Annotated in this window: 2 protein-coding genes; both read left to right on the forward strand. The window is 31.9% G+C overall.

What is annotated here, in order from left to right:
• Positions 1 to 207: putative sulfate exporter family transporter (locus HMPREF0321_RS16805; protein ID WP_217490548.1), on the forward strand; the 207-nt coding region annotated here is incomplete at its 5' end.
• 53 nt (positions 208 to 260) lie between these two features.
• A complete protein-coding gene (locus HMPREF0321_RS17455) occupies positions 261 to 449 on the forward strand; it encodes a putative sulfate exporter family transporter (protein ID WP_371168044.1) in 189 nt (62 codons plus the stop codon).
• Positions 450 to 502 lie beyond the last annotated feature (53 nt).

The following is a 502-nucleotide window of genomic DNA, read 5'->3' on the forward strand; positions in this document are numbered from 1 at the left end:
TTAAAATTAAATATGGGAGATATTCTAGGTAAAGGTTGGAAATTACTACTTATTGATATTATCGTAATTATCTTTTCAATAAGTTTAACTTTACTTTTGAATCAAATTATTAAAGGAAATAAAGATATCTCTATACTACTTGGTATTGGTACAGGAGTATGTGGAGCTGCAGCTATTGCAGCTACAGCACCAATCTTAAAAATCTAAAGAAAAAGACATTGCAATAAGTGTAGGTATTATTGCACTAGTTGGAACTATATTTGCACTTATTTTATACAGCTATCGAGGCTATTTTTAACATACCTACTATAACTTATGGTGCTTGGACAGGTATCAGTCTACATGAAATCGCTCAAGTCGTTTTAGCAGCAGGTATTGGGCGGGTCGGAGGCAATGACATTTGCTTTACTTGGAAAATTAGGCCGTGTGTTTTTACTTATTCCTATTAAGTATTGTTCTTTAATTTTTGTTAATTATGNGTTATAAGTCACACTCAAGTCAA

The sequence above is a fragment of the Dermacoccus sp. Ellin185 genome (assembly GCF_000152185.1).
GTDB classification, from domain to species: Bacteria; Actinomycetota; Actinomycetes; order Actinomycetales; family Dermatophilaceae; genus Dermacoccus; species Dermacoccus nishinomiyaensis.